The 20,620-nt window shown below is 70.2% G+C and carries 19 protein-coding genes; 14 read left to right on the forward strand and 5 right to left on the reverse strand.

Annotated elements, in window-relative coordinates:
* Positions 1-193 precede the first annotated feature (193 nt).
* The 12 genes from pyrH to lpxB all read left to right on the forward strand — a co-directional run bounded on the left by pyrH (position 194) and on the right by lpxB (position 13,504).
* The gene (gene pyrH, locus MFF64_RS19090) at positions 194-952 is read left to right on the forward strand and encodes a UMP kinase (protein ID WP_238191976.1); all 759 of its coding nucleotides are present in this window, start codon (positions 194-196) and stop codon (positions 950-952) included.
* A 141-nt stretch (positions 953-1,093) separates the two neighbouring features.
* Complete coding sequence (gene frr, locus MFF64_RS19095) at positions 1,094-1,660, forward strand: ribosome recycling factor (protein WP_099904209.1); 567 nt, start codon at positions 1,094-1,096, stop codon at positions 1,658-1,660.
* Between the two features lie 207 nt (positions 1,661-1,867).
* Positions 1,868-2,575, forward strand: coding sequence for an isoprenyl transferase (locus tag MFF64_RS19100; protein WP_238192033.1), 708 nt, complete (start codon positions 1,868-1,870; stop codon positions 2,573-2,575).
* Positions 2,575-3,432 carry a phosphatidate cytidylyltransferase gene (locus MFF64_RS19105; RefSeq protein ID WP_099904207.1) on the forward strand — a complete coding sequence of 286 codons (858 nt, stop codon included), beginning with the start codon at positions 2,575-2,577 and terminating at the stop codon, positions 3,430-3,432. The genes MFF64_RS19100 and MFF64_RS19105 overlap by 1 nt, the downstream gene beginning before the upstream one ends.
* Positions 3,433-3,434: 2 nt before the next feature.
* On the forward strand, positions 3,435-4,598 hold the full coding sequence (dxr, locus tag MFF64_RS19110) for a 1-deoxy-D-xylulose-5-phosphate reductoisomerase (protein WP_099904205.1): 1,164 nt from the start codon (positions 3,435-3,437) through the stop codon (positions 4,596-4,598).
* A 141-nt stretch (positions 4,599-4,739) separates the two neighbouring features.
* On the forward strand, positions 4,740-5,900 hold the full coding sequence (gene rseP, locus MFF64_RS19115) for an RIP metalloprotease RseP (protein WP_099902148.1): 1,161 nt from the start codon (positions 4,740-4,742) through the stop codon (positions 5,898-5,900).
* Between the two features lie 342 nt (positions 5,901-6,242).
* The gene (bamA, locus tag MFF64_RS19120; RefSeq protein ID WP_238191978.1) at positions 6,243-8,762 is read left to right on the forward strand and encodes an outer membrane protein assembly factor BamA; all 2,520 of its coding nucleotides are present in this window, start codon (positions 6,243-6,245) and stop codon (positions 8,760-8,762) included.
* 184 nt (positions 8,763-8,946) lie between these two features.
* Positions 8,947-10,002 (forward strand): UDP-3-O-(3-hydroxymyristoyl)glucosamine N-acyltransferase, encoded by a 1,056-nt coding sequence (lpxD, locus tag MFF64_RS19125; RefSeq protein ID WP_099907810.1) that lies wholly within the window; start codon positions 8,947-8,949, stop codon positions 10,000-10,002.
* A 136-nt stretch (positions 10,003-10,138) separates the two neighbouring features.
* The gene (fabZ, locus tag MFF64_RS19130; protein WP_425324416.1) at positions 10,139-10,594 is read left to right on the forward strand and encodes a 3-hydroxyacyl-ACP dehydratase FabZ; all 456 of its coding nucleotides are present in this window, start codon (positions 10,139-10,141) and stop codon (positions 10,592-10,594) included.
* Positions 10,591-11,427 carry an acyl-ACP--UDP-N-acetylglucosamine O-acyltransferase gene (gene lpxA / locus MFF64_RS19135; protein WP_425324415.1) on the forward strand — a complete coding sequence of 279 codons (837 nt, stop codon included), beginning with the start codon at positions 10,591-10,593 and terminating at the stop codon, positions 11,425-11,427. The genes fabZ and lpxA overlap by 4 nt, the downstream gene beginning before the upstream one ends.
* Positions 11,427-12,311 carry an LpxI family protein gene (locus MFF64_RS19140; protein WP_099907813.1) on the forward strand — a complete coding sequence of 295 codons (885 nt, stop codon included), beginning with the start codon at positions 11,427-11,429 and terminating at the stop codon, positions 12,309-12,311. Before lpxA ends, MFF64_RS19140 begins: the two co-directional genes overlap by 1 nt.
* Entirely contained in the window at positions 12,308-13,504 is a 1,197-nt protein-coding gene (gene lpxB / locus MFF64_RS19145; protein WP_099907815.1) for a lipid-A-disaccharide synthase, read from the forward strand. The genes MFF64_RS19140 and lpxB overlap by 4 nt, the downstream gene beginning before the upstream one ends.
* Here the strand turns inward: lpxB and MFF64_RS19150 are convergent.
* The gene (locus MFF64_RS19150; protein WP_099907816.1) at positions 13,491-14,018 is read right to left on the reverse strand and encodes a peroxiredoxin; all 528 of its coding nucleotides are present in this window, start codon (positions 14,016-14,018) and stop codon (positions 13,491-13,493) included. The two genes, lpxB and MFF64_RS19150, sit on opposite strands and share 14 nt — an antisense overlap.
* 424 nt (positions 14,019-14,442) lie before the next feature.
* Between MFF64_RS19150 and MFF64_RS19155 the strand changes: the two genes are divergently transcribed.
* The gene (locus MFF64_RS19155) at positions 14,443-16,065 is read left to right on the forward strand and encodes a hybrid sensor histidine kinase/response regulator (protein WP_099907818.1); all 1,623 of its coding nucleotides are present in this window, start codon (positions 14,443-14,445) and stop codon (positions 16,063-16,065) included.
* Between the two features lie 76 nt (positions 16,066-16,141).
* Here the strand turns inward: MFF64_RS19155 and MFF64_RS19160 are convergent, their stop codons facing one another.
* Positions 16,142-16,999 carry a GNAT family N-acetyltransferase gene (locus tag MFF64_RS19160; RefSeq protein WP_238191980.1) on the reverse strand — a complete coding sequence of 286 codons (858 nt, stop codon included), beginning with the start codon at positions 16,997-16,999 and terminating at the stop codon, positions 16,142-16,144.
* A gap of 404 nt (positions 17,000-17,403) precedes the next feature.
* Positions 17,404-18,321, reverse strand: coding sequence for a DUF6662 family protein (locus MFF64_RS19165; protein WP_238191982.1), 918 nt, complete (start codon positions 18,319-18,321; stop codon positions 17,404-17,406).
* A gap of 341 nt (positions 18,322-18,662) precedes the next feature.
* Here MFF64_RS19165 and MFF64_RS19170 point away from each other — a divergent pair, with 341 nt between their 5' ends.
* On the forward strand, positions 18,663-18,824 hold the full coding sequence (locus MFF64_RS19170) for a hypothetical protein (RefSeq protein WP_165795688.1): 162 nt from the start codon (positions 18,663-18,665) through the stop codon (positions 18,822-18,824).
* Between the two features lie 53 nt (positions 18,825-18,877).
* Here the strand turns inward: MFF64_RS19170 and MFF64_RS19175 are convergent, their stop codons facing one another.
* On the reverse strand, positions 18,878-19,426 hold the full coding sequence (locus MFF64_RS19175) for a cyclase dehydrase (protein ID WP_099902234.1): 549 nt from the start codon (positions 19,424-19,426) through the stop codon (positions 18,878-18,880).
* Between the two features lie 11 nt (positions 19,427-19,437).
* On the reverse strand, positions 19,438-20,610 hold the full coding sequence (locus MFF64_RS19180) for a zinc-dependent alcohol dehydrogenase (protein ID WP_238191984.1): 1,173 nt from the start codon (positions 20,608-20,610) through the stop codon (positions 19,438-19,440).
* Positions 20,611-20,620 lie beyond the last annotated feature (10 nt).

The raw sequence follows: 20,620 nt of genomic DNA on the forward strand, positions 1-20,620 counted from the left end.
TCACGCGCCGATCGAGGAGGGGGTCCGCTCGCGCGGGCCCCCTTTTTCGTATCCGGCTCCCCCGCCTTTCGGGTGTACCGATTCCAGCCTGGCGGCGCCTCGACGGGCCGGGATCGACAGGCTAGAACCCGCCGACCCGTTACGACACTCGACGCCGACAGCCGTCGCCCCGCGGGCGGCCAGAGGAGCGCCCATGCCCGAACATCCGTCGTCGGAACAGCCTTTGCCGGAGCAAGGTTCGACCCGCTTCCGCCGCGTGCTGGTGAAGCTCTCCGGAGAGGCGCTGGCCGCGCCCGACGGCTACTGGCTGCATCCGCCGACCCTGGCGGCGCTCGCCGACGACATCTCCCGGGCGGTGGGCGAGGGTTTCCAGATCGCGCTGGTGGTCGGCGGCGGCAACGTGATCAGGGGCGCCCGGGTCTCGGCGGCGGGCTGGATCGACCGCGCCACGGGCGATTCGCTGGGCATGATGGCGACGGTGATGAACTCGCTCGCGCTGGAGACGGCGCTGAACGCCGCGGGCGTCACCGCCCGCACCATGTCGGCGGTGTCGATGCCGACGATCTGCGAGACCTATGCCCGCCAGCCGGCCCTGCACCACCTCGACAAGGGCCAGGTCGTGGTGCTGGCCGGCGGCACCGGCAACCCGTACTTCACCACCGACACCGCCGCGGTCCTGCGCGCCGCCGAGCTGAAATGCGACGCGGTGCTGAAGGCCACCCAGGTCGACGGCGTCTATTCCGCCGATCCGAAGACGAACCCGGACGCGGTGCGCTACGAGCGGCTGAGCCACGACGAGGCGATCGCCCGCGACCTCAAGGTGATGGACACCGCCGCCTTCGCGCTCGCCCGCGACGGCGGCCTGCCGCTGATCGTCGGCTCCGTGCACGCCCCGAGCTCCGTGACGGCGATCCTCACCGGCGCCGCACCCTCGACCCTGGTGGCGCCGTAATCGGCGTCGCACCCATGAAGCCTCCCCTCCTGACGATTTGCGGCAGGTCGGGTTTTGGTTCATTGAAGCCGGATCAGGGCGGACCCGGCACGGGCGCGCCCTAACTCCCGTTTTCCTCCAGACGCCTCGGGACGCGCAGGAATGGCCTCTCCTCCCCCCTTCGACCTCAACGACATCAAGCGGCGCATGCAGGGCGCGCTGAACTCCCTGAAGCACGATCTCGGCTCGCTGCGCACTGGCCGGGCCACGCCCTCGCTCCTCGACCCGATCCAGGTCGACGCCTACGGCGCCGCGATGTCGATGGCGCAGGTCGCCACCATCAGCGTGCCGGAGCCGCGGCTGCTCAGCGTCTCGGTGTGGGACCGCGGCATGGTGGCGGCGGTCGAGAAGGCGATCCGCGAATCCGACCTCGGCCTCAACCCGATGACCGAGGGCCAGACCATCCGCTTGCGCATCCCCGAGATGAACGAGCAGCGCCGCAAGGAGATGGTCAAGGTCGCGCACAAATACGCCGAGGAGGCCCGCGTCGCGGTCCGCCACGTCCGCCGCGATGGTCTCGACCACCTCAAGAAGCTCGAGAAGGACGGCGCCATCAGCCAGGACGACGAGAAGCGCCAGGCCGACCAGGTGCAGAAGGCGACCGACCAGCACATCGCCGAGGTCGACCAGACCCTGGCGGCCAAGGAGAAGGAGATCATGCAGGTCTGACGATCGGACCGGCATGACAGGAAAGAGCGCGTGGGGAGCGCGGAGTCGGGCAACGGCTCCGCCGGGGTCGGGGCCAGCATGGCAGGCGACAGCGAGACGGTGACCCTGCTGGAGGCAGGCCAGGATCGGGGCCAGGACCAGGGCCAAGACCAGGGCCACTCGGCGGCCTGCCCAAGCCCGACGGGCGGGTCCTCCCCCGGCGGGACGATGCCGAACCACGTCGCCATCATCATGGACGGCAACGGCCGCTGGGCCGCCCGCCGCGGGCTGCCTCGCGTCGAGGGCCATCGCCGCGGGGTCGAGGCGGTGCGCCGTGCCGTGCGCTCGGCGATCGACCTGCGGATCCCCTACCTCACCATCTACAGCTTCTCCTCCGAGAACTGGCGCAGGCCCGCCGCCGAGGTGGCGGACCTGATGGGTCTGCTCAAGCTGTTCGTGCGCCGCGACCTCGCCGACCTGCACGCCAACGGCGTCCGGGTGCGGATCATCGGCGAGCGCGACGGCCTGCCGGGCGACATCGCCGGCCTCCTGCGCGAGGCCGAGGAGCGCACTGCCCGCAACACCAGGCTGACCCTGGTCGTGGCGTTCAACTATGGTGGGCGCCAGGAGATCCTGCGCGCCGTGCGAAGCCTCGCCCGGGCCGTCGCCGAAGGGCGCCTTGCGCCGGAGGTGATCGACGCCGCCGCGATGACGGCCGCGCTCGACACCGATGGCATCCCCGATCCCGACCTCGTCATCCGCACCTCCGGCGAGCAGCGGGTGTCGAACTTCCTGACTTGGCAGACCGCCTATTCCGAGTTCGTGTTCGTGCCGGATTTCTGGCCGGACTTCGACCACGCCACCTTCCTCGCGGCGATCGGCGAGTTCCAGAGCCGCGACCGCCGCTTCGGCGGCCTCAGCGCCCGGGCGGGGTGATGGCGGGCAACGGCACGAAAATACCCGGGGCGGGCCGTCCGGCCTGGCCCGCGACGGAGCTCGGCGCCCGCACGGTCTCGGGCATCGTGCTCGGCCTCCTGGTCCTCGGCGCGACGCTGAACGGCGGCTGGATCTTCGCGGTGATCTGGTTCCTCGCCGGCCTTGCCGTCGTGGGGGAGTGGCTCGCTATCACCCGCACGAGCCCGCATCGGCCGCTGCTGGCCATCGCGGGCCTCGTCCTCCTCGGCGTGGTGGCGGGGGCGCGGCTCGCCGCCCCCCTGTCCTGGCTCGTCGGCGCCGTCGTCGCCGGCCTCGCCCTGCTGGCGTTCCTCGCCCGGCCGGCCGCGGGGCGGATCTGGGCTCCCTCGAGCCTCGCCTGCGCCCTCGTGGTCGCCCTGGTGCCGGTGCTCCTGCGCGACGATCCCCGCATCGGACTCGCCGGCCCGCTCTGGCTGTTCGGCGTGGTCTGGACCACCGACATCGCCGCCTACTTCACCGGCCGGTCCCTCGGCGGGCCGAAGCTGTGGCCGGCAGTGAGCCCGAAGAAGACCTGGTCGGGCTTCTGCGGCGGTCTTCTCGGCGCGATCATCGTCGGCGGCGCGGTGGCCGCCGGCGCACGCCATCTCGGTGCCACAGAGGCCCTGTCGCTGCCGCTCGCTTGCGCGCTCTCGGCTCTCGCCTCGGTGATGAGCCAGGGTGGCGACCTCGCCGAATCGGCGCTCAAGCGCGCCTATGGCGCCAAGGATTCCGGCCGCCTGATCCCGGGCCATGGCGGCGTGATGGACCGCCTCGACGGCTTCTTCGCCGTGGCCCTCCTCGCCGGCCTCCTGCTCGTCGGCCTCACTCTCGCGGGATAGTCATGACCCTCACCGTCTCCGTCCTGGGCGCGACCGGCTCGATCGGGCGCTCCACCGCCGACCTGCTCGACCAGCACCGCGACCGATTCCGGGTCGGTGCCGTGGCGGGCGGCCGCGACGCGGCGGCTCTGGCCCGCGTCGCCCGCGAGCTGAACGCCGAATTCGCCGCCATCGCCGACCCCGACGCCGGCCCGGCCCTGCGCGACGCTCTCGCCGGATCCGGCATCGCCTGCGGCGCTGGCCCCTCGGCGGTGATGGAGGCCGCGACCCGGGAGGCGGACCTCGTGGTGGCGGCGGTGAGCGGGGCGGCGGGGCTGGCACCGACCTGCGCGGCGATTCGTCAGGGCCGCACCGTGGCGCTCGCCAACAAGGAGAGCCTGGTCTGCGCCGGCGACGCCTTCATGCGCGATGCAAAGAAGTACGGCGCCCGCATTCTGCCGATGGATTCCGAGCACAACGCGCTCGAACAGTCGATCGGCACCGGCCGGATCGACGACATCACCCGGATGACCATCACCGCCTCGGGCGGGCCGTTCCGGAGCGCGACCCGGGAACGCATCGCCGCCGCCACCGCCGCGGAGGCCGCCGCCCACCCGACCTGGTCGATGGGCATGAAGATCAACATCGACTCGGCCACCCTGATGAACAAGGGGCTGGAGCTGATCGAGGCGCACCACCTGTTCGGCATCGAGGCCGAGCGCCTCGACGCCGTCGTGCACCCGCAATCGATCGTCCACGCTCTGGTCACCTGGCGCGACGGCGCGGTGACGGCCGGCCTCTACGTCCCCGACATGCGGGTTCCGATCGCCCATTGCCTGGGCCTGGGCGAGCGCCTGACGATCGCCCGCGGCAAACCCCTCGACCTCGCGGCGACCGGCAGCCTCACCTTCGAGCGGCCGGACGAGGAGCGCTTCCCCTGCCTGCGCATCGCCAAGGCCGCGCTCGCCGCCGGCGGTGCGCAGCCGACGGTGATGAACGCCGCCAACGAGATCGCGGTCGCGGCCTTCATCGCGGGAAGGATCGGCTTCTACGCCATCGCCGCGCTGGTGGAGCAGGCCTGCGAGCATTTCGCGGCGCGCTTGCCCGCAGCACCCGCCGATGTCGAGGAGGCGCTCGCCATCGACGCGGAGGTGCGGAGCTGGAGCGAGGCGGCTCTAGCCGCGTAACCGAGGCCTCAAGCTTCCGTTAAGTTAGCCCTCGGTCGTTTCGCGGTCTGTTCGCAGGCGCGCCGACCCTGTATGAGGGGGGTATCGGCAAAGCGGCCGTGCCGGGCCAGGGAGGGTCCGCCGCGCCGCATCGAGGTGACCATGGATCTGCTCAACGTCGTCGGCGGCGCGACGACGAACCTGCTCGGCTACATCGTGCCGTTCCTGTTCGTCCTCACCGTCGTGGTGTTCATCCACGAGCTCGGCCACTTCCTGGTCGGGCGCTGGTGCGGCGTCGGGGTGACCAGCTTCTCGATCGGCTTCGGGCCCGAGCTCGTCGGCTTCAACGACCGCCGCGGCACCCGCTGGAAGATCTCGGCGATCCCGCTCGGCGGCTACGTCAAGTTCGTCGGCGACATGAACGGCGCCAGCGTGCCGGACCCGGACGCGATGGCGCGCATGAACCCGGCCGACCACGCGATCAGCTTCCACGCCCAGAACGTCTGGAAGCGGGTCGCCATCGTGGCGGCGGGACCGATCGCGAACTTCCTTCTCGCCATCGCGGTCTTCGCCGGCGCCGTCTACGCCACCGGGCGCTACGAGGTGGCGCCCCGGGTCTCGGCGGTGCAGCCGGGCAGCGCGGCCGATCGCGCCGGCTTCCAGCCCGGCGACGTGGTGCTGACGATCAACGGCAGCGCCATCCACAACTTCGCCGACATGCAGCGCACCGTCTCGGGCGCCGCCGGCGACCCGCTCGCCTTCACGGTGGAGCGCGGCGGGGTCACGACGCCCCTCACCGCGACGCCGGACGTCTACGAGGACAAGACCCCGTTCGGCACCCAGCGCATCGGGCGGCTGGGCATCCAGGGGCCGCGCGACGCCGCCGACGTCAAGCTCGTGCGTTACGGCGCCCTCGATTCGCTGAAGATCGGCGTCACCGAGACCTACTTCGTCGTCGACCGCACCTTCAGCTACATCGGCAAGCTGATCACGGGGCGCGAATCCGCCGACCAGCTCTCCGGACCGATGGGCATCGCCCGGGTCTCGGGGCAGGCCGCCAAGGTCGGCGGCCTCGGCGCCTTGGTCGGGCTGATCGCGGTGCTGTCGGTCTCGATCGGGCTCATCAACCTGTTTCCGGTGCCGATGCTCGACGGCGGCCACCTGATGTTCTACGCCGTCGAGATCGTGCGCGGCCGCCCCCTGAGCGAGCGGGCCCAGGAGATCGGCTTCCGCATCGGCCTCGCCCTGGTGCTGATGCTGATGCTGTTCGCGACCTGGAACGACATCCTGCATATCGGCGCCGCGTTCAACCGCGGCACCTGACGCTGGGGAAAACTTTCCGCTGGCCGAAAAGGGCCGCCCGCACGACGCGGGCGTCCCTTTTTCGTGGATCCCGCCAATTTTCCTAAAATGCGTGCCATTCCGGGGCGCTCGCCGCCGCGGGCCGTTCATCGCGCGCTGACTCTGGCGCGTGAAAAGCGTGGCCGTGGCCCGTGACAGGAAGGCAACGTCTGGGCAAAATCCCTGTCGGCTGGGAGCGTGGCGTTTGCTTCGCCAGGGATTCCCGATAGAAGCGGGGCTAGGACCAGGGGCCTTCGCCTTTGCGAGAGGGTGATCGTCTACGGGTGTGAACCCGTGCCGACAAAAAATGAGACGGGCCATTTGATGATGTCGATGACGGGTAAGCGCCGGCGTGCGTCGGCGAGAGGCGCCATTGTCATGGCCGCCACCATCGCCGCCAGCGGCAGCGCCTTCGCGCAGCAGATCGTCGTGCAGGGCAATTCCCGGATCGACGCAGAGACGGTCCGTTCCTACGTGGTCGGCGTGTCGCCCGAGGAGGGCCGCCGCAACCTGATCGCCAGCGGGATGTTCTCCGACGTGCGCGTGTCGCACTCAGGCGGGCGCATCATCGTGTCGGTGCGCGAGAACAACACGATCAACCGCGTCTTCTTCGAGGGCAACAAGAAGGTCGAGAAGGGGACGCTCGACAGCATCGTCGAGTCGAAGGCGCGCGGGCCCTACAGCCAGGCGACCGTCAACTCCGATCTCGAGCGCATCCGCGAGGTCTACCGCCGAGCCGGCCGCGGCCTCGCCAAGGTCTCGGTCCGCACCGTCGACCTGCCCAACGGTCGCGTCGACGTCGTCTACACGATCGACGAGGGTGACAAGACCGGCGTCAAGGAGATCCGCTTCGTCGGCAACCAGGTCTACTCGGACAGCCGTCTGAGGGATCTGATGACGATGTCGGAGATGAATCTCCTCAGCTTCGTCAAGACCTCCGACGTCTACGACCCCGACCGGCTCGCCAACGACCTCGACCTGATCCGGCGCTACTACCTGAAGAACGGCTATGCCGACTTCCGGGTCGCCTCGGCGGATTCGCGCTTCGACGATGCCGCCGGCGGCTGGATCATCACCATCACCGTCGAGGAAGGCCAGCAGTACCGCGTCGGCGCGGTCTCGGTCGATTCCCGCATCCCGGGCGTCGACGGCACCGTGCTGCGCGACGAGCTGCGCACCGGCGTCGGCGACGTCTACAACGCCGAGGACGTGGAGAAGACGCTCACCGGCGTCACCACCTCGGTGGCCCGCGCCGGCCATCCCTTCGCTCAGGTCCGCCCGACCGGCGAGCGCGACCGCGCCACCGGCACCGTCGCCCTCGGCTACATCGTCGAGGACGGCCCGAAGGTCTACATCGAGCGCATCAACGTGCGCGGCAACACCCGCACCCGCGACTACGTCGTGCGGCGCGAGCTCGACCTCACCGAGGGCGACGCCTACAACCGCGTGCTGGTCGACCGGGCCGAGCGGCGCCTGAACGGCCTCGGCTTCTTCAAGAAGGTGCGGTTCTCCAACGAGCCCGGCTCGGCCCCCGACCGTGTCGTCGTGAACATCGACGTCGAGGATCAACCGACCGGCTCGTTCTCGGTCGCCGGCGGCTACTCGACGGCGGACGGGATCATCGGTGAGGTCTCGGTCTCGGAGTCGAACTTCCTCGGCCGCGGCCAGTATGTCCGCCTCGCCGGTACCGCCGGCCAGTACACCCGCGGCGTCGACTTCTCGTTCACCGAGCCGTACTTCCTGGGCTATCGCCTGGCGGCTGGCTTCGACGTCTTCAACAAGTACAGCGACCAGACCCGCTACTCGCGCTACGTGACCGACGTGGTCGGCGGCCAGCTCCGCCTCGGCCTGCCGATCACCGAGGAGTTCGGTATCACGCTGCGCTACTCGATCTACAACACCGACCTGAAGATCCCGAACACGCTGAAGCGGCCGTACAACGACTGCTCGTTCCCCATCGCCGGCTACACCCAGCTAAACCCGAACGGTCAGGCGCTCTACCCGACCTGCGCCTATGACGGCGAGGCCTCGATCGCCCTCAAGGAGGCGGTCGGCTCGACGCTGACCTCGCTCGCCGGCGTCACCCTGGCCTACTCGACCCTCGACAACCTGCAGCTGCCGCGCAACGGCTTCTACGGCGAGGTGAAGCCCGAATATGCCGGCATCGGCGGCGACTCGAAGTTCTTCCGCGTCACCGGCGAAGGCCGGTACTACAAGGAGCTCTGGGAAGACGTCGTCGGCTTCGTGAAGTTCCAGGGCGGCCACGTCCTGCCGACCGAAGGCAACGCGCTCCGCGTCACCGACCAGTTCTTCCTTGGCCCGTCGCTGGTGCGCGGCTTCGCGCCGAACGGCATCGGCCCGCGCGACGTCGGCTCGGGCGATGCCCGCTCGAACGCGATCGGCGGCACGACCTATGTCGGCGCCTCGGTCGAGGTGCAGTTCCCGATCTGGGGTCTGCCCCGCGACCTCGGCCTGAAGGGTGCGGTCTTCGCCGATGCCGGTACGCTGTTCGGCTACAAGGGCCGCCGGGCCTTCGACGTCAACGGAGACGGCTTCATCAACGGCTTCAGCCCGGTCGGTGGTTGCAACTTCTCCGCCATCGGAGCGAATGCGATCACCGTCGAGCCGGAATGCGTGAACGTCCGCGACAAGCAGACGATCCGCTCGTCGGTGGGCGCGTCGATCCTGTGGAACTCGCCGCTCGGCCCGATCCGCTTCGACTACGCCTACGCCCTCACCAAGGACGAAGGCCAGAAGGTCTTCGGTGCCGACGGCACGTATTACGGCCGGGTCGGCAAGGACCAGACGCAGGCCTTCCGCTTCTCGGGCGGCTCGCGCTTCTAAGAACCCATCCGGCGGGCGCCAACGGCGCCCGTGCATCAATCGGCAGCCGCGGAGCGACGAGCATCCGCGGCTGTTTTCGTTTGTGCCCCCCGGCCCGACCGGTTAGTCCGGGCGCCCTCCCCTCGACGGGAGGATGGGCGGTCCGGCCCCTTCCGGCCCGCTGGGCCTTAGGCGGATGCAGGCGATGTCGGAACCGGTTTTCTTCCCCCTCGCGGGCCCCGTCTGCTTACGCGAGATCGCGGCGCTCTCCGGCGCGGCCTTGCCTCCGGAGACCGACGGCGAGGCGGTGATCCGCGCTGCGGCGCCCCTCGAGAGCGCAGGTCCCGACGACCTCGCCTACATGGACAACGCCAAGTACGCCGACGCGCTGGCGGCGACGCGGGCCCGCGCCTGTCTGGTCACCCCGCGCTTCGCCGCCCGCGTGCCCGAAGGCACGATCGCCCTCGTGACGCCGCAGGCCTATCGGGGCTTCGCGCGGGTCCTGGCCCGGCTGTTCCCGAGCGCGGCGCGCCCGACCTCGCTGTTCGGGGCCACCGGCGTGTCGCCGGGCTCCTTCGTCCACCCGACCGCCCGGCTCGAGCCCGGCGTCGTGGTCGATCCGGGCGTAGTGATCGGCCCGGAGGCCGAGATCGGCGCCGAAACCGTGCTGGCGGCGGGCTGCGTGATCGGGCCGGCGGTGCGGATCGGGCGGGGCTGCGCCGTCGGGGCGAACGCCTCGGTGCTGCACGCCTTCCTGGGCAACCGGGTGATCGTGCATGGCGGCGCCCGTATCGGCCAGGACGGGTTCGGCTTCGCCATGGGGCCGGGCGGCCACCTCAAGGTGCCGCAGGTCGGGCGCGTCATCATCCAGGACGACGTCGAGATCGGCGCCAACACCACCATCGACCGGGGCGCCAGCCGCGACACGGTGGTGGGCGAGGGCACCAAGATCGACAACCTGGTGCAGATCGCCCACAACGTCGTCATCGGCCGCCACTGCGTGATCGTCGCCCAGGTCGGCATCTCGGGCTCGACGACGCTTGAGGATTACGTCGTGCTCGGCGGCCAGGTCGGGGTGGTGGGCCACTTGCGCATCGGCATGGGCGCGCAGATCGCCGGGTCGAGCAACATCAACAAGGACGTGCCGGCCGGGGCCCGCTGGGGCGGCACGCCGGCCAAGCCCGTGCGCGAGTGGTTCCGCGAGATGACGACGCTCAAGAACCTCGCCGCCCGAAGCCGCGACGAGGCCGGCGAGGCCTGAGGGCCATGGCGCGGGGGCCGTTGCCGTGCTCCCGCCGCAAATCGCTTGCATCCGCGCCGCTTCTCGCCAAAGACGGCGCACCGACGACCGGGGCGTATCCGGGGCAGCCATGAGGGAGCCAGACACCATGACCGAGATGCCTGCCGAGCTGGGCACGGCCGACATCATGCGGGTGATGGAGCTCCTGCCCCACCGCTACCCGTTCCTGATGGTCGACAAGATCGTGCAGATCGACCGGGACGAGAGCTGCATTGGGATCAAGAACGTCACGATCAACGAGCCGCACTTCACCGGCCACTTCCCGGCCGCTCCGGTCTTCCCGGGCGTGCTGCTGATCGAGGGCATGGCCCAGACCGCCGGCGCGATCTGTTGCGCCCACAAGCTCAAGGGCGATGCCAAGCCGAGCAAGGTCTTCTTCATGACCATCGACAAGGCGAAGTTCCGCAAGCCGGTCGTGCCGGGCGACGTGGTCGAGTACCACATGCGTAAGACCAGCAACCGCCGCTTCATGTGGTGGTTCAAGGGCGAGGCCAAGGTGAACGGCGTGCTGGTGGCCGAGGCCGAGATCGGCGCGATGCTGGTGACCGAATGAGCGACCTGCCCGGGATGAGCGGCTTGCCCGAGACCCGCATCCACCCGAGCGCGGTGGTCGAGGACGGCGCGGTGATCGGCGCCGGCGTCGAGATCGGGCCGTTCTGTCATGTCGGGCCGCAGACGGTGCTCGGCGACGGCGTGCGGCTGGTGAGCCACGTCGTCGTCGCAGGCCGCACCACGATCGGCCCGCGCACCCGGATCTATCCCTTCGCGTCGATCGGTCACCCGCCGCAGGACCTGAAGTTCCGCGGCGAGGACTCGACGCTGACGATCGGCGCCGATTGCCAGATCCGCGAGGGCGTGACGATGAATCCCGGCACGGCCGGTGGCGGCCTCGCCACGGTGGTGGGCGATGCCTGCGCCTTCCTCGCCAACAGCCATGTCGGCCACGATTGCCGGGTCGGCAACCACGTCGTGTTCTCCAACAACGTGATGCTCGCCGGCCATTGCCAGGTCGGCGACTACGCAATCCTCGGCGGCGGCGCGGCGGTGATCCAGTTCGCCCGGGTCGGCGCGCATTCCTTCGTCGGCGGCCTCTCGGGGCTGGAGAACGACCTGATCCCCTACGGCATGGCGGTGGGCAACCGTGCCCACCTGTCGGGGCTCAACATCATCGGGCTGCAGCGCCGCGGCTTCTCCCGCGAGGAGATCCACGCCCTGCGCAAGGCCTACCGGCTGCTCTTCGCCCTCGAAGGCACGCTGATGGAGCGGGTCGAGGACGTGGCGACGGAGTTCGACCAGCACCCGATCGTGCAGGAGATTCTCGCCTTCATCCGCGAGGGGGGCAAGCGCTCGGTCTGCACGCCGCGCGAGGCACCAGGTCCCGCGTGATGGCCGCCGCGGCGGCGCGCGCCGAGACAAGTCCTGGCCCGGTCGCGATCGTGGCCGGAGCCGGTCGGCTGCCGCTCCTCATCGCCGCCGCCCTCGATCAGGCCGGGCGCTCCTGCCGCGTGCTCGCGATCCGGGGCTTCGCCGATCCGGCGACCCGGCGGCGGGCCGATGCCACGGTCGACCTCCTCGACGTGCGCGGCGCCCTCGATACCCTGTGCGCCTGGGCGCCCGCCGGCGTGACGCTCGCTGGCGCCGTGGCGCGGCCGAGCCCGGCCGCCCTGCTCAACACGCTCGCCGCCTATCGCAACCGCGACGCCCTTCGCTCGCTGGCCTCGGGCGGCGACGACCACCTGCTGCGCGGCGTCCTCGCACTGCTGGAGGAGCATGGCCTGCAGGTGCTGGGCGTGCGCGACCTGGCACCCGGGCTGATGGCGCCAGAGGGCCGCCTCGGTGCGCTTGCTCCGGACGAGGCGGCCGAGGCCTCGGTCGAAGCCGGCCGGGCGCTGCTCGCCAGCCTGTCGCCGCACGATGTCGGCCAGGCCGCCGTGGTGGCGAGCCGGCGGGTGCTGGCGGTCGAGGGACCGGAGGGCACCGACCGGATGCTGGCCCGCGCCCGGGCGCTCGCCCGCCGTCCCTTCGGCCTCGGGCGTCCGCCCGCCGGGATGGTGCTGGTGAAGCGCGCGAAGGACGGTCAGGACCTCCGCGTCGACCTGCCGGCGATCGGCCCGCGGACGGTGACGCGCGCGGCGGAGGCCGGCTGCCTCGGCATCGCGGTCGGCTCCGGCGACACCCTGGTGCTCGACCGGGCGGAGACGGTGGCGCTCGCCGACCGCCTCGGCCTCTTCCTCCTCGGCCTGCCGCCCGATCCGGAGCCCTCCCGTTGAGCGAGCGTCACGACACGCAACGCCCCCTCGCGATCTGGCTGGTGGCCGGCGAGGAATCCGGCGACCAGCTCGGCGCCAAGCTGATCCGCTCGCTGCGCGCCCTCTCGGACCGACCGCTCGCGCTTGCCGGCGTCGGCGGCGACGCGATGGCGGCGGAGGGGATGGAGTCGCTGTTCCCGCTCGAGGACGTGGCGGTGATCGGCTACCTCGCGGTGGCGGCGCGGATCCGCCTCTTGATGCGGCGCATCCGCCAGACCGTGCGGGCCTGCGTGGCGGCCCGTCCCGACGTCCTCGTCATCATCGACAGCCCGGGCTTCACCCATGCGGTGGCGAGCCGGGTGCGCCGGCAGCTACCGGATCTCCCCGTGGTCGATTACGTCAGCCCGAGCGTCTGGGCCTGGCGCCCGTGGCGGGCGAAGACCATGCGGGGCTACATCGACCACGTCCTCGCCCTGCTGCCGTTCGAGCCCGACGCCCATCGCCGCCTCGGCGGTCCGGCCTGCACCTATGTCGGCCACCCGCTGATCGAGCGCTTGAGCGAGTTGAGGCCCGGCCCCGCCGAGAGGGAGGCTCGCACGAGCCCCGCCCCGGTTCTCGCGGTGCTGCCGGGCTCGCGCCGCACCGAGATCGAGCGGCTGATGCCGATCTTCGGCGCCGCTCTCGCCAGGGTTCGGGCCCAGGGCCACGCCTTCACGGTCGAGCTGCCGGCGGTGACGCGCCACCGGGCCCTGATCGAGCGCCTCTCGGCCTCCTGGCCCGTGTCCCCGCGCCTGATCGACGGCGAGGCCGACAAGCTCGCGACCTTCCGGCGCGCCCGGGCGGCGCTCGCCGCCTCCGGCACCGTGACGCTCGAACTGGCGCTCGCCGGCGTGCCGATGGTGGTGGCCTATCAGGTGCCGAAGATCGAGGAGGTGATCGTGCGCCGCCTGATCCAGGTACCGACGATCGTGCTGCCGAACCTGATCCTGGGCGAGAACGCGATCCCCGAGCTGATCCAGGCCGACTGCACGCCGGAGCGCCTGGCAGCGGCGCTCGCCCCCCTGCTGCCCGAGGGACCGACCCGGGCGGCGCAGGAGGCGGCGCTCGCCCGCCTCGACGCCACGATGCGGCTGCCCGACGGCGACGACCCGAGCCGCAGCGCGGCCCGGATCGTACTGGCGGCGGCCGACCGACGCTCCCTTAGCGGTTCTTGAGATAGTCGAGCATCGTCCCGGCATCCGAGACCTTGAGGCCGACTCCGGGCGGGTCGTCGCGAAAGCCGGGCTCGACGAACATCGTCCGGATCGTGCCGTCCTCGACGTGCATGGAGTAGCGCCAGCTTCTCATCCCCATGCCCTGGCGGCCGCGCTTGACCAGCATGCCCATCTGGCGCGTGAAGTCGGCGTTGCCGTCGGGCAGCATGAACACCTTCTCGATGCTCTTGAACCGGGCCCACTGGAACATCACGAAAGCGTCGTTGACCGAGAGGCAGATCACCTGATCGATGCCGAGCGCAGCGAAATCGTCGGCATGCTGCTCGTAGCCCGGCAGGTGGTCGTCCGAGCAGGCCGGCGTGAAGGCGCCGGGCAGGGCGAACAGCACGACGTTGCGGCCGCCGAACACCTCGGCGGAGGTGAGGTCCTTCCACTCGAACGGGTTGGGGCCGCCGAGGGCGTCGTTCCTGACGCGGGTGTGGAAGGTCACGTCCGGGACGGTGGCGGGCTGCATCGAAACCTCGCGGAAAAAGGGAATCGCGGGCAAGCGAAACGGGCGCCAGGAAACTAGCCCCGCGGCCGGCCTGCCGTCACGGCAAAAAATCGCTTGCGGCGTGCGGCGGGCCGGGAGCGGATGCGCGGCCCGTTCACACGCCGCTTGGCCACCGAGGCGCAGACCAGGCAGCTATTCGGAGTCGTGGCCGCGTCGCCCCCGCGTGACGAGCTCGTGACGAGCTCGTGACGAGGTTGATGCTCCTGTTCGATTATTTCTCGATATCATTTGTTCCATCGTAGCACCGCGACAAAGTCGCACTCCTGAAAATCGTGCACTATCCTTTGGCGTCGGTTGATCTTTGTGACCGGTGCCTATCTGCTCCCGGGTGACTGAAGCCGGACCGCGATGCCGCGTGGCTCAGCCAGCGGCATGGGGGCGTCGGATGGCGGAAATCTCGGAGAAGCCGGATCTCGGCGGCCTTGGGCCGGCCGTGACCGCGCGCGGCCCCGGCGCCGTCCGCGACACCCACTCCGACATCTTCTTCGCCGCCGTCGAGACGACGCGGATGCCGATGATCGTCACCGATCCGCACCAGCCGGACAATCCGATCGTCTTCGCCAACCAGGCCTTCCTGCGCATGACCGGCTACACGCCGGACGAGCTGGTCGGCACCAATTGCCGCTTCCTGCAAGGCCCCGAGACCGACCGCGAGACGGTGGCGGAGGTGCGGCGCGCCATCGCCGAGCGCAAGGAGATCGCCACCGAGATCCTGAACTACCGCAAGGACGGCTCGACGTTCTGGAACGCGCTGTTCATCTCGCCGGTCTACGACAAGAAGGGCGAGCTCGTTTACTTCTTCGGTTCGCAGCTCGACGTGTCGCGCCGGCGCGACGCCGAGCAGGCCCTGCACCAGGCCCAGAAGATGGAGGCCCTGGGGCAGCTCACCGGCGGCATCGCCCATGACTTCAACAACCTGCTCCAGGTCATCGGCGGCTATACCGACGTGGTGCTGGCTTTGGCCGAGCACCCGCAGGTCGACGCGACCCGGCTGATGGGGGCGGGCGAGGCGATCCGCGCCGCGACCGACCGGGCCGCCCGGCTCACCCATCAGCTGCTCGCCTTCGCCCGCAAGCAGCGCCTCGACGGACGGGCGGTGAACCTCAACAACCTCGTGCGCAGCATGAACGAGATCACCGGGCGCACCCTCGGCGATCACGTCGTCGTGCGCACCGAGCTGGCGCCGGATCTGTGGAACTGCCGCATCGATCCGACCCAGGCCGAGGTGGCCCTGCTCAACGTGCTGCTCAACGCCCGCGACGCGATGCCGGGCGGCGGCACGGTGACGATCAGGACCGAGAACCTGACCATCGACGACGAGATGGCCCTGATGCTGATGGTGCGGCCGGGGCCCTACGCGGTGGTGCAGATGCAGGATACCGGCCTCGGCATGCCGCCGGAGATCCTGGCGCGGGTGATGGAGCCGTTCTTCACCACCAAGGAGGAGGGGCGCGGCACGGGCCTCGGCCTCGCCATGGTGTACGGCTTCGCCAAGCAATCCGGCGGCACGGTGCGGATCACCTCCGAGGTCGGCTCCGGCACCACCGTGCGCCTGCTCTTCCCGGCCACCGACCAGGCCGTCGCCGCCGAGCGCCGCCCGGCGCCGCGGGCCACCGACCGGACCGGCACCGAGACGATCCTGGTGGTCGACGACCGCCCGGACGTCGCCGAGACCGCCCGGGTGATCCTGGACGATTTCGGCTACACGGTGCTCGTCGCCCACGGCGCCGAGGAGGCGCTGGAGATGCTCGATGCCAGCGGCAAGGTCGACCTGCTGTTCTCCGACCTGATCATGCCCGGCGCCATGAACGGCGTGCTCCTCGCCCGCGCCGCCCGCGAGCGCCAGCCGCGGATCAGGGTGCTGCTGACCACCGGCTACGCCGAGGCCTCGCTGGAGCGCACCGATGCCGGCGGCAGCGAGTTCGAGATCCTGAACAAGCCCTACCGGCGGATGGAGCTGGCGCGGCGGGTGCGGCTGACGCTCGACGGGCCGACGGGGGTGGGATGAGCAGGCGGGATCCCGTCCACGAGAAGGTGGGCCCGGCGCGATGCCGGGCACGTCCTTCGCTCGGATCGTCTCCTTCTCAGAGCACCTTGCCGAGATAGACCGCGACGCCGCCCCTGAACGGCTCCTCGCGCTCGACGGCGAAGCCCGCCCGCCGGTAGAATTCGACATTGCCGGCGAAGGCCTGGTTCGTCACCAGCCTCATCATCGTGTGCCCGAGCGCGCGCCCATCATCCTCCGCCCGTTGCAGCATCCAGCGACCGAGCCCCTGCCCGCGACGCGCCGGCGCCACCGCGAGGTTCTCGACCCAGAGATGATCGGCGCGCGGGATCGTCTCGATCAAGGCCAGGAGCGAACCGTCCCGTTCCAGCAGGCCGAAGCGATTCACGCGGACCGCGAGCGCGTAATCGGCGATCATCGGCACGGGCTCCCGGCCGATGACCGGGATCCACTTGGCGTAGGCGGCCCTCACCAGCGCCTCGATCCGGGGCACGTCTTCCTTCGTGGCGGACCGCAGCGTGCCGGGTGCGCGTCCAGCCGGATCCGTCGCGACAGCCGTCACCTCGACTTCGACCAGCGCGTCCGGACGCGCCAGACCCGCAACGACGATGACGGTCACGGCAGCGGGCGCATCGGAGGCCCAGCGTGCCCGACGCACCTGTCCGAGCATCGGCAGGTCGCCGGCGCGGGTCAGGAAGAACGTCGCCCTGGCGACGTCGGCCAGCCCCATTCCGGCAGCAGCGAGCAGCGCCTCGACGTTGTCCATCGCCTGGCCCAGCTGATCGGCGAAGTCCTCGTGCATCCGCCCGTCCGGCGCGACGCCGAACTGTCCGGAGACGAACAGGGTACGGCCGGTCGAAGCCTGGCGGGCATGGGTGTAGATCGTGCGGAACGGCTCCGGCACGGTCCAGATGGTCGGCGGATTGAGAATCGTCACGGTCGTTCGCCCTGCTTGCGCCCCGGCCCCGAGAGATCGGGCTCCACCGCACGGGGCAGGTGACGCCCCGCCGCGCTCACGGCCGCGAGGCTCGGGAAGACGCGATCTGGTGTGGGTTGCCAAGCGAGCGGCGCGAGGGCCGCTCAAGCTGGCGAGGAGCTACACGCCCCCGTCACGCCGACCGCGTCGAACGCGGCGTCGGTCTCGGACGGTCATCGTCGGGCGGGACGGGCTCATGCAGCGACGCTAAGAGCAATCTCACCCAAGGGCAACAAGAAAGCGCATCGGGAACCTGAGGGACCTGCGTCGGGGGTCCCCTCCGCCGTCACGGGCGTCACGCCCGTGCTCGCGCGCACCACGATCGGCTCCCGCCTTCATCGGCGACGCACTCGATCCGCCCATGCTCAGAAATTGTAGCCGACGCGCAGGCGCATCTGGTGCCGATCGAAGCTCGACAGGTCGAGAGGGCCTGGCTCGTCCGAAGCGCGGCCCGCGACCTGGAAACTCCAGGTGAACGAGGCCCAGGCCTGCGGCGAGAGGGTCGTGTAGAGTGTCGGCCCGAGATAGACCGCCTCCCCGGCGAGCCGGTCGAGCGCCAGGCCCTCGTAGGTCCGGGCGTAGCGCGCCTCAGCCCCGACGAAGAGGCCGGGCCGGGCCTGATAGGCCAGGGCGGCGGACGCCTCGATCCCCGATCCCAGCACGCGCTCGTCCAGGGCCGTCAGCCGTGTGGTCGAGAAGGCGAAGCCCAGGTTGACCGCCGCCACCAGCTTGCCGGGGATCAGTTCGCGGTCGGCCAGGAGGCCGACATCGGTACCGAAGCTGCGCGCGGGCGCACCCGAGCCGCCGTCGACGGTGCCGTAAGCGGGCACGATGCTGAGCGTGAGGCCGAACGGGGCGGTGCGGCGGTCCAGCAGGCGGAGGCGCGTTTCGAGGAAGCCGCCGTTGAAGCCGCCCGTGGTCCGGGCCGGATCGCCGGGGGCACCGATGTCGTAGGCATTGAAGGTGACGCCCGGCGCGAGGCGGAAATCGTTGGTCAGCGGCATCTTCAGGGCGAGGCCGCTATCGATCGCCAGGAAGCGGCCGAGGCGCTTGCCGAGCCGCCCGCTCGTCTCCCATTCCAGCTCCGCCTCGCCCGGTACGCCGAGGTCGCTGCCCTCGGTGAAGCCGAACAGGTGCTCGCTGTCGATGTCGCCGGGTGTCAGGTTCTCGGCGGCGGTGGGGAGGGATTGGGCCCGGAGGGAGGAGGCGCCCTGCCCTGCCGCGAGGCAGGCCAGAACGATGCCGGTGGCGCGGCACGAGAGCGAGGAACGGGCGTAGCGCATCGCAACGGCTCATCATTATAGCTGTTGCTATATCTGATAGATGCAGCCATTTGGCCCGTCAACGGCTCGGCCCAGCTGCGGTCGGTCGTGGTGTCATCCCGGTCCGCGCAGGCCTCCGCGAAAAAACGGGGACGCGTGATCGTTCCCTGACACCGCTCCCACGGCCCGAGTCTCTGGCCCACCATCAAGATCCGTCCAGTCCCCTGCGACGCCGAGCAAGTGCTGACGGAATGCCGCATGACGGTGCGTACAGTCTCCCGATTCGATCAGGAACCCGCCTTCGCATCATTTGTTATCGCCGCATCCACCGCGGCGTGCCGCAGATCATGGGAGATACGATAATGGCGGACAAGAAGCAGCAGTCTCAGTCGACCAATACTGACCATACCCGCCACAATCACAAGAATCCCGATGCGCCGAATCAGGGTACCGTGCAGCATTCGGATGACGGCCGCCTGAAGGAGAACCGCGAGAAGGGTATCCATCGCGGCGACAAGGAGTGAGCTTCTCCTCTGACAGGGAACGGGAGGGCCGCCGCGAGGCGGCCCTCTTCTTTTTATCCCTCGGCCACCGGCCGGCCGTTGCGCCAGGGGCGCAAGGGGCCGGGAATGCGGAAGTCGCGCGGCACCGCAAAGTCGCGGGCGGCGCCGTGGGCGGCGGCGAGGCCACGGGGGAAGCCGCTGCGGTTGTGGTACTCGTAAGTCCCGCGAGGCGCCGGACGCTTGTCGGCCGTGAGGCCCTGGGCGCAGACGATGTCGGCGAGGGTGACGCCGGCGACCGCGGCGGTGGCGAGCGCCAGGGTGCCGGCGCGGGGGTTGTCGCCCTCGAAGCCGGTCGCCAGGGTAGCCAGATCCACAGCGTCGCCCGCGACCCGTCCCCAGATCCACGGCGTCGGATCGTGGCTCATCAGGATCGCGGCGCCGGTCGCGACCTCGCGGACCCCGTAGGCCTGGACCAGGGTCTCGCGGCCCTGCAAGCCCAGGGCCCGGCAGAGGGCGCGGGGCGCCAGGATCTCGGCGAGGCCGAGCCCGATCGAGAACCAGCCGAGGCCGCGGGCGAGGGCGTCGTGCGTGGCGCGCGCGCGGGGGTCGACGGTGCGTTGCATGGCTGGGTTATTCATGGCCGGATCATCACCTTGATGCAGCCGTCCTGCTTGTCCCGGAACGTCCGGTACATCTCCGGCCCCTGCTCCAGACCCACCGTGTGGGTGATGACGAAGGACGGGTCGATCTGCCCCTCCTCGATCCGCCGCAACAGGTCGCCGGTCCAGCGGTTGACGTGGGTCTGGCCCATCCGGAAGGTGAGCCCCTTGTTCATCGCCGCGCCGAACGGCACCTTGTCGATCAGGCCACCATAGACGCCGGGGATCGACAGCACGCCGGCCGGGCGGCAGACCATGATCATCTGGCGCAGCACGTGCGGCCGGTCGCTCTCCAGCATCACCGCCTGCTTGGCGCGGTCGTAGATCGCATCGAGCGAGGTGGTGGCGTGGGCCTCCATCCCGACCGAATCGATGCACTTCTCCGGGCCCTTGCCGTCGGTCATGTCGTTGAGCTTGGCGACGACGTTCGATTCTTGCGTGAGATCGATCGTCTCGGCGCCGCCGGCTCGGGCCATGGTGAGGCGCTCCGGCACCCGGTCGATGGCGATGACGCGCTTGGCTCCGAGCAGGATCGCCGAGCGGATCGCCATCTGGCCGACCGGGCCGCAGCCCCAGATCGCCACCGTGTCCTCCGGCTGGATGTCGCACTGCACCGCCGCCTGCCAGCCGGTCGGGAAGATGTCGGAGAGGAAGAGGAGCTTCTCGTCCGGAATGCCCTTCGGCACCTTGATGTGGGTGGCGTCGGCGAAGGGCACCCGCAGGTACTCGGCCTGCCCGCCGGCATAGCCCCCGGTGAGATGGGTGTAGCCGAACAGGCCCGCGGTGGTGTGGCCGAAGGCGGCATCCGCCAGCTTCTTGTTCCGGTTCGAGCGCTCGCAGACCGAGAAGTTGCCGCGCTTACATTGGTCGCACTGGCCGCAGATGATGGTGAACGGCACCACGATCCGGTCGCCGACCTTGAGCGCCTTGTTGTCCCGGCCGACCTCGACCACCTCGCCCATGGTCTCGTGGCCCATGATGTCGCCCGACTTCATCCCAGGCATGAAGTGGTCGTAGAGGTGCAGGTCGGAGCCGCAGATGGCGCAGGAGGTCACCTTGATGATCGCGTCGCGCCCATCCTCGATCGTCGGATCGGGAACCGTGTCGCAGCGGATATCCGCAGTGCCGTGCCAGACGAGGGCTTTCATGGCTGATCGG

This window comes from Methylobacterium frigidaeris, assembly GCF_022179185.1.
Lineage (GTDB): Bacteria > Pseudomonadota > Alphaproteobacteria > Rhizobiales > Beijerinckiaceae > Methylobacterium > Methylobacterium frigidaeris.

Coding starts and splice junctions, on each gene's coding strand:
- MFF64_RS19180 (WP_238191984.1), bottom strand. CDS start 20,610: ATGAAAGCCCTCGTCTGGCACGGCACTGCGGATATCCGCTGCGACACG.
- lpxD (WP_099907810.1), top strand. CDS start 8,947: ATGTCGGAACCGGTTTTCTTCCCCCTCGCGGGCCCCGTCTGCTTACGC.
- frr (WP_099904209.1), top strand. CDS start 1,094: ATGGCCTCTCCTCCCCCCTTCGACCTCAACGACATCAAGCGGCGCATG.
- MFF64_RS19175 (WP_099902234.1), bottom strand. CDS start 19,426: ATGCAACGCACCGTCGACCCCCGCGCGCGCGCCACGCACGACGCCCTC.
- MFF64_RS19105 (WP_099904207.1), top strand. CDS start 2,575: ATGGCGGGCAACGGCACGAAAATACCCGGGGCGGGCCGTCCGGCCTGG.
- rseP (WP_099902148.1), top strand. CDS start 4,740: ATGGATCTGCTCAACGTCGTCGGCGGCGCGACGACGAACCTGCTCGGC.
- MFF64_RS19140 (WP_099907813.1), top strand. CDS start 11,427: ATGGCCGCCGCGGCGGCGCGCGCCGAGACAAGTCCTGGCCCGGTCGCG.
- MFF64_RS19170 (WP_165795688.1), top strand. CDS start 18,663: ATGGCGGACAAGAAGCAGCAGTCTCAGTCGACCAATACTGACCATACC.
- dxr (WP_099904205.1), top strand. CDS start 3,435: ATGACCCTCACCGTCTCCGTCCTGGGCGCGACCGGCTCGATCGGGCGC.
- lpxA (WP_425324415.1), top strand. CDS start 10,591: ATGAGCGACCTGCCCGGGATGAGCGGCTTGCCCGAGACCCGCATCCAC.
- MFF64_RS19155 (WP_099907818.1), top strand. CDS start 14,443: ATGGCGGAAATCTCGGAGAAGCCGGATCTCGGCGGCCTTGGGCCGGCC.
- bamA (WP_238191978.1), top strand. CDS start 6,243: ATGATGTCGATGACGGGTAAGCGCCGGCGTGCGTCGGCGAGAGGCGCC.
- MFF64_RS19100 (WP_238192033.1), top strand. CDS start 1,868: ATGCCGAACCACGTCGCCATCATCATGGACGGCAACGGCCGCTGGGCC.
- fabZ (WP_425324416.1), top strand. CDS start 10,139: ATGCCTGCCGAGCTGGGCACGGCCGACATCATGCGGGTGATGGAGCTC.
- pyrH (WP_238191976.1), top strand. CDS start 194: ATGCCCGAACATCCGTCGTCGGAACAGCCTTTGCCGGAGCAAGGTTCG.
- MFF64_RS19165 (WP_238191982.1), bottom strand. CDS start 18,321: ATGCGCTACGCCCGTTCCTCGCTCTCGTGCCGCGCCACCGGCATCGTT.
- MFF64_RS19150 (WP_099907816.1), bottom strand. CDS start 14,018: ATGCAGCCCGCCACCGTCCCGGACGTGACCTTCCACACCCGCGTCAGG.